We start from the raw sequence: 6,546 nt of genomic DNA, 5'->3' as shown, positions 1-6,546 counted from the left end.
TCGTACTGCGGCGGCGGCGGAGGCGGCGACGCGAACGAGTAGCGCAGACCCACGGTCACCGACTGGTCCTTGTATTGACCAGTGAAGGCGCCCGGCTGCACCACGCCCGAACCCGACGACTGCCACGTATGGTCAGAGCCGGTGAGGTAGCGGTAGGTGAAGTCGATCTTCAGCTTGTCGGTCGCCTTGATCGAGGTGCCGGCGATGGCCTGCCAAGCGACGGCCAGATCGTCATCGTCCACCGTCAGGTTCTGGACGGCGGCGTTCGACGCGGAGACGACGCCGACGTTGCTGAACTGACCCAGGGTCTTGACGTCGAGACGGTTGATGCCGACGCCAGCGCCGACGAACGGGTTGAACCAGGCGCCCGGCGCGAAGTCGTAGAGGACGTTCGCCATCAGGGTCCAGGAGTCGATCGAACCTTCCGGAGCGCCGCAGGTCGGGGCGGTCAGGGTGCGGGTCACGCCGGGCGTGCAGAGGCCAGTCGGGACGCGGACGCCAGGGCCGCGAACGCCCTTCAGGTCGCCCGGACGGTAGCCGCCTTCGACTTCAGCGCGCCAGTGCGGGTTGAATTGGTAGCCCAGACGGACGAAGCCGGTCCAGTCGCTGTCCGACTTCCAAGCCCAGTGGGCGGGGACGCCGTCGACGACGGGCGCGTCCGACTCGGTCTTCAGCGATTGCGGCCAGTGATAGCCAAGATCGACCGCGCCGTACCAGCCGGTCTCTTGGGCCGAAACGCCCGACGCGGCGAACACCGCGGCCAGAGCGGCTCCCGCCAGGAGGTTGAGTTTCATTTTTGAAGAGCCCTCTATTGCCCTGCCCAGGCTCGGTAACCCGAGCCTGACGCTGTTATACCAAGGCGAACGCCACGGGAAAGTGTCGGCGAAGACACACTCGGCAGGTTTCGCCCCCCTGATTTTTCAAGGGAAAGCTCCACAAGACCGCCCCTCAGAATCGCTTCCGAGCATGCCCGCCGACCTCCACAGATTGTGAAGCGTCAGCTTTTGCTGGGTTCGCACGTGAAACGATTGCGCGCAAGGTTCTTGCGGACAGAAAAGGCCAAGCATTCGCAAATCGTCGCCGAAAATCCTCACCCGTTTCGCGACCATCGTCAGAAAAGGCCGCATGGACCGCGATCGCCGCCCCTCGCCCGCCTTCTAGACCTTCGCCGTCACCAGCCAGCAGGCGGACTCCATCGTCGCCGCGCCATCCTTGACCCGCGGCGCCAGCGCCTCCGCCACGGCGACCTCGACCTTGCGCCGCAAGCTCGCGTCCGCGGTCTTCAGGATCGGATTCAGCGGGCCGATCCGCAGGCTCATGGTCATCAACTCGTCGAACGACAGCGGACTGGCGACATCGAGCGCCGTGATCGCCACGTCGCGCCATCCGCTTGCGGCCAGGATCGCCCGGACGCGCTCTGGATCGGCGAAGGCGAAGCGACCGGGGGCATCCCTGTCGAACCCCGGCGGCTCGGCGAGGAATGGCGCGGCCGCCTGCAGGGGGACCAGCGCCAGCGGGTTCTCCTCGGGTGAGCGCCACGCGGCGAAGGTCAGGCGTCCATCCGGCTTCAGCGCCCCACGCAGATTGGCGAAGGCGGCGACGGGATCGGGAAAGAACATCACCCCGAACCGCGAAATGACCGCATCGAACACAGGGGCGAAAGCGTGGGCCTGGGCGTCGGCCAGCAGGAACTCGACGCCCTCAAGGCCCTCCTCGCCGGCGCGTCGACGGGCCAGCTCGACAAGAGCGCCGGTGATGTCGACGCCGACCGCGCGTCCCACGGGCCCCGTCCGCCAGGCGGCTTCCAGAGTGGTCGCGCCGGCGCCGCAGCCCACGTCCAGCACGGCCTCGCCATTGACCAGCCCCGCGGCCTCGACCACCGCCTCGCCGATCGGAGCCATGATCCGGTCCAGCAACGCCTGATGCTCGACCCAGACCTGACCCGCGCGGTCCCAATAGGCCGCCATGTCGCGATCGACGCTCGTGCTCATCTTGTCTCCTCATTGCCATGATCGGCCAGTCGGAAGATCCTGCAAGCTCAAGCGCACTTGAGGTCAAGCGGTGTTCGATATCGATATCTCCGAGCTTTCCCGGCGGTCCGGCGTCAAGGCCTCGGCTCTGCGCTTCTATGAGGAGAAAGGGCTGATCGCTTCGGTTGGCCGCCGGGGCCTCAAGCGCCTGTTCGCCCCCGAGACCGCGGAACGCCTGTCTCTGATCGCGCTGGGCCGGGCCTGCGGATTCACGTTGGACGAGATCGCCGACCTGCTGGACGGCCCGGACATCGACCGGGCCCGCCTCCGCGACAAGGCCGCCCAGCTGGATAGGCGGATCGACCAGCTGACCCGAATGCGCGAGGGCTTGCGCCACGCCGCCGATTGCAAGGTTCCCATCCTGACGGACTGCCCGCACTTCCTGCGGATCGTCAAGGCGGCGGGCCATCGGCGCCGCCGGTATCGGGCCGAGGCCGTCTGAGGGCTACCGCAGCGAAGCGTCCCGCAACCGCCGGCGCTTGCCGCCCAGGGCGTCGGGGCGGTTGAGCTTCTTGCGGTACTCGTCCCGGCGCTCGTGGATCGAGGCGATGACCAGGCCCATCGGCACGCCGATGTCGACCAGGACGGCTTCGGACAGCTGCAGCGAGGCCTCGATCGTCTCGGGCACCGCGTCGGTGGCGCCCAGCTCATAGAGTCGCGCCGCGTGCCGGGCGTCACGCGCGCGGGCGACGATGGCCAGCTCCGGGCGCGCGCCGCGCGCGGCGGCGACCACCGCCTCGGCCGCCTCGGGCGCGTCCATGGTCACGACCACCGCTCGGGCGGTGGCGAGGCCGCAGCGCTCGAGAAGCTCCACGCGGGCGGCGTCGCCGTAATAGATGCGAAGACCGTCGCGGCGGCCCTGCTCGACCAGACGCGCGTCGCGCTCGATCGCGATCCAGGGCAGGTCGTGGCGGCCCAGCATGTCGCCGACCAGCTTGCCGACCCGGCCATAGCCGATCACCAGCACCTGGCCGGCCGGCTCGGGACCGACGCGGTCCGGCTCGCCCGTCGGCGCCTCGCTGACCGGCGGCGGCGCGCCCTTGCGCCCCAGCCGTTCGCCCAAGGCCGCGAGACCCGGGATCAGGAACATGGTCAGGGTCGCCGAGACCAGCACCGCCTGGCCGATGGCCGGCGAGACGACCTGCGCGCCCATGGCGTTGTCCAGCAGCACGAAGGCGAACTCGCCGCCGGCCGCCAGGATCAGCGCGGCCTCGGTCGCGGCCTTCCGTCCCAGCCCCATCAGCAGACCGATGCCGAACACCACGGCCGCCTTGACCACCAGCAGGCCCGCGACCGCCCCCAGGATGACCGCCGGCTTGACGACCAGCAGCGAGAGGTCGAGCCGGATGCCCAGCGACACGAAGAACAGGCTGAGCAGCAGGCCCTTGAAGGGCTCGATCTTGACCTCGACCTCGTGGCGGTACTCGGTCTCGGCCAGCAGGATGCCGGCGACGAAGGCGCCCAGCGCCATCGACAGACCCGACATCTGGCTGACCAGGCCCGCGCCGATGATCACCAGCAGGCAGGCGGCCATGAACATCTCTTCGCTCTTGGCCTTGGCGACGGACTTCAGCATCGGCCGCAGAGCGACGCGGCCGACCAGCACGATCACGCCAAGACCCACCGCGGCGGGCGCCAGCGACAGCAGATCGGCGGCATGGAACTCGCCATGGCCGCGCCCGACGATGGCCAGGGTGATCAGGATCGGCGCGACGGCTAGGTCCTGGAACAGCAGCACCGAGAAGGTGGCCCGGCCGCCCTCGGAATGCAGCCGCCGCCGCTCGGCCAGCACCGGCACGGCGATGGCGGTGGAGGATAGGGTCAGGGCCGCGCCGATCGCCAGGGCCGCCGCGGGCGGCTGGCCCAGCAGCATGGCGCCGGCCGCCAGCACCAGCGAACAGCCGATCACCTGGGCCGCGCCCAGGCCGAAGACCAGCTTGCGCATCAGGCGCAGCCGCTCCCACGACAGCTCCAGCCCGATCATGAACAGCAGGAAGACGACCCCGAACTCGGCCAACTGGGCGATTTCGTCGGGGTTGTCGACGGTGACGTAGTCCAGCCACGGCGCGACGGGGATGAAGCGGCCCAAGCCGAACGGGCCCAGGATCACGCCGGCCAGCAGATAGCCCAGGATGGAGTTGATCTTCAGACGCTTGAAGATCGGCGCGACGATGCCGGCGGTCGCCAGGAACAGGACCAGGTCCTTGTAGTTCTCCGCTGAAACCCCGTGCTCCACGCGCCCGCCCCTTTTGCTCCGCCGCTAGATCGAACGCCTGAAGCGAACACCCGGTCCGGCGTCGTCCGCCATGATCAGGATCACGCCCGCCGCCTCGATCGCGTCGATCAGCAGCCTTTCGGTGCTATGATGCAGGGCGTGGCGCTCGGTCTCGAAGTCCTTGACCGTGCTGCGCGAAACACCCGCCCGATCGGCGAGTTCTCCCTGTGACCAGTTGATCAGACCGCGGGCGGCCCGGCATTGCGCCGGGAGGAGAATTTTTGCGTGCGGCATCTAGCGGCCTCGGGCATCGTCACCCATATTGGTTGAGTACGCCCGAAAAAGATGACCGTCAAGGAGGACCTTTGCACCATACCTCGCTGATCGCCACCATCGTCGCGGGCCTGGGACTGGCCTTCGTCTTCGGCGCCATCGCCAACCGGCTGAAGCTGCCGGTGCTGGTCGGCTATCTGCTGGCCGGGGTGCTGGTCGGGCCGTTCACGCCCGGCTACGTGGCCGATCAGGAACTGGCGCCGCAGCTGGCCGAGATCGGCGTCATCCTGCTGATGTTCGGGGTCGGCCTGCATTTCTCGCTGAAGGACCTGATGGCGGTGCGCAAGATCGCCATTCCGGGCGCGGTCGTGCAGATCACGGCGGCGACGGTGATGGGCCTGGGCCTGGCGCTCGCCCTCGGCTGGAGCCTTGGCGCGGGGATCGTGTTCGGCCTGGCCTTGTCGGTCGCCTCGACCGTCGTGCTGCTGCGCGCCCTGCAGGAGCGGCGGCTGGTCGAGACAGGCCGCGGCAAGATCGCCGTGGGCTGGCTGATCGTCGAGGACCTGGCCATGGTGCTGGCGCTGGTTCTGTTGCCGGCGCTGTCGGGCGTGCTGGGCGGCGAGGCGCCGGCCGCATCGGCCGCCGGCGGCGGGGTGCTCGGCGCCTTCGCCCTGACGATCGGGAAGGTCGTCGCCTTCGTCGCCTTCATGCTGATCGTCGGCCGGCGGGTGATCCCGTGGATCCTGCACCGCGTGGCCCACACCGGCTCGCGTGAGCTGTTCCGCCTGGGCGTGCTGGCCATCGCCCTGGGCGTGGCCTTCGGCTCGGCGGCGCTGTTTGGCGTGTCGTTCGCGCTCGGAGCCTTCTTCGCCGGCATGATCATGGCCGAGAGCGAGCTCTCCCAGCAGGCCGCCAACGACACCCTGCCGCTGCGCGACGCCTTCGCGGTGCTGTTCTTCGTCTCGATCGGCATGCTGTTCGACCCGATGGTGCTGCTGCGCGAGCCGCTGGCGGTGCTGGCGACCCTGCTGATCATCGTGGTGGGCAAGTCGATCGCCGCCCTGATCATCGTCCGCGCCTTCAAGCGGCCGATGAGCACGGCCCTGACCATCTCGGTGAGCCTCGCCCAGATCGGCGAGTTCTCGTTCATCCTGGCGGGCCTGGGCGTCTCGCTGAAGCTGCTGCCCGAGGCCGGTCGCGACCTGGTGCTGGCCGGCGCCATCCTGTCGATCCTGGTCAATCCGCTGCTGTTCGCGATCCTCGATCGGATCCTGCCCAAGATGATCGCCAAGGAAGCCAAGGCGCGCGGCGAGGCCCCGCCCGCCTCGGCCGCCGCCCAGCCGCACGCGGTGCTGGTCGGCTACGGCCGGGTCGGCAAGGCCGTGGCCGAGGGGCTGAAGGGCCGCACGCCGCTGGTCGTGATCGAGGACGACGTCGAGCGGGCCGAGGACCTGCGCCGGGCCGGCTTCGAGACCGTCGGCGGCAATGCGGTCAAGCCCGAGGTGCTGCTGCAGGCCGGCCTCGACAAGGCCACCCACCTGTTCGTGGCCGTGCCCAACCCGTTCGAGGCCGCGCGGATCATCGAACAGGCCCGCGCGGCCAACCCCGACGCCCTGATCGTCGCCCGCGCCTATACGGACAACGATGTCGCGCTGCTCAAGCAGATGGGCGCGTCTCACGCCCTGATCGGCGAGGACGAGATCGCGCGGGGGATGCTGGCGAAAGCGCCGCGCAGGGCGGCGCCGGCTGGCGGGCACTGAGGACGACCGGCTTCTTAATCACCCGACCTCCCCGGCGAATGCCGGGGAGGTCGGGGTTTTAGATCGGGTGGCGTTCCTTCTCCCCGAGAAGGAGCCCTCCTTACATCTTACAGCGAGACGATCGCAGGGCCGACCGACTTCCCTCTCCCCTTGCGGGAGAGGGTGACCGCCGAAGGCGGTCGGGTGAGGGGTCGCGCTCCGCGATCCTGATAGGCCTTTCAACCCCTCATCCGTCAGCTTCGCTGACACCTTCTCCCGCAAGGGGAGA

6 protein-coding genes are annotated in these 6,546 nt (G+C 69.0%); 2 read left to right on the top strand and 4 right to left on the bottom strand.

The genetic code is table 11. The annotated features are described in order from the left end of the window. On the bottom strand, nt 1-794 hold a 794-nt coding region (locus AX690_RS09430), incomplete at its 3' end, for an outer membrane protein (RefSeq protein WP_156449616.1). A 363-nt stretch (nt 795-1,157) separates the two neighbouring features. Then, entirely contained in the window at nt 1,158-1,991 is an 834-nt protein-coding gene (locus AX690_RS09425) for a class I SAM-dependent methyltransferase (protein ID WP_066685835.1), read from the bottom strand. A 70-nt stretch (nt 1,992-2,061) separates the two neighbouring features. Here AX690_RS09425 and AX690_RS09420 point away from each other — a divergent pair, with 70 nt between their 5' ends. Then, nucleotides 2,062-2,472 (top strand): helix-turn-helix domain-containing protein, encoded by a 411-nt coding sequence (locus AX690_RS09420; protein WP_066685832.1) that lies wholly within the window; start codon nt 2,062-2,064, stop codon nt 2,470-2,472. Between the two features lie 3 nt (nt 2,473-2,475). Here the strand turns inward: AX690_RS09420 and AX690_RS09415 are convergent, their stop codons facing one another. After that, complete coding sequence (locus tag AX690_RS09415) at nt 2,476-4,266, bottom strand: cation:proton antiporter (RefSeq protein WP_066685830.1); 1,791 nt, start codon at nt 4,264-4,266, stop codon at nt 2,476-2,478. Nucleotides 4,267-4,290: 24 nt separating this feature from the next. Next, entirely contained in the window at nt 4,291-4,539 is a 249-nt protein-coding gene (locus AX690_RS09410; protein WP_066685827.1) for a helix-turn-helix domain-containing protein, read from the bottom strand. Nucleotides 4,540-4,610: 71 nt separating this feature from the next. Between AX690_RS09410 and ybaL the strand changes: the two genes are divergently transcribed. Continuing rightward, nucleotides 4,611-6,278 carry a YbaL family putative K(+) efflux transporter gene (gene ybaL, locus AX690_RS09405; protein ID WP_066685825.1) on the top strand — a complete coding sequence of 556 codons (1,668 nt, stop codon included), beginning with the start codon at nt 4,611-4,613 and terminating at the stop codon, nt 6,276-6,278. Nucleotides 6,279-6,546: the final 268 nt, after the last annotated feature.

It is taken from the genome of Caulobacter sp. CCH9-E1 (assembly GCF_001556515.1).
Taxonomy (GTDB): domain Bacteria; phylum Pseudomonadota; class Alphaproteobacteria; order Caulobacterales; family Caulobacteraceae; genus Caulobacter.
Note: the sequence above shows the minus strand (reverse complement) of the source record. Positions and strands in the feature narration are given on the sequence as shown.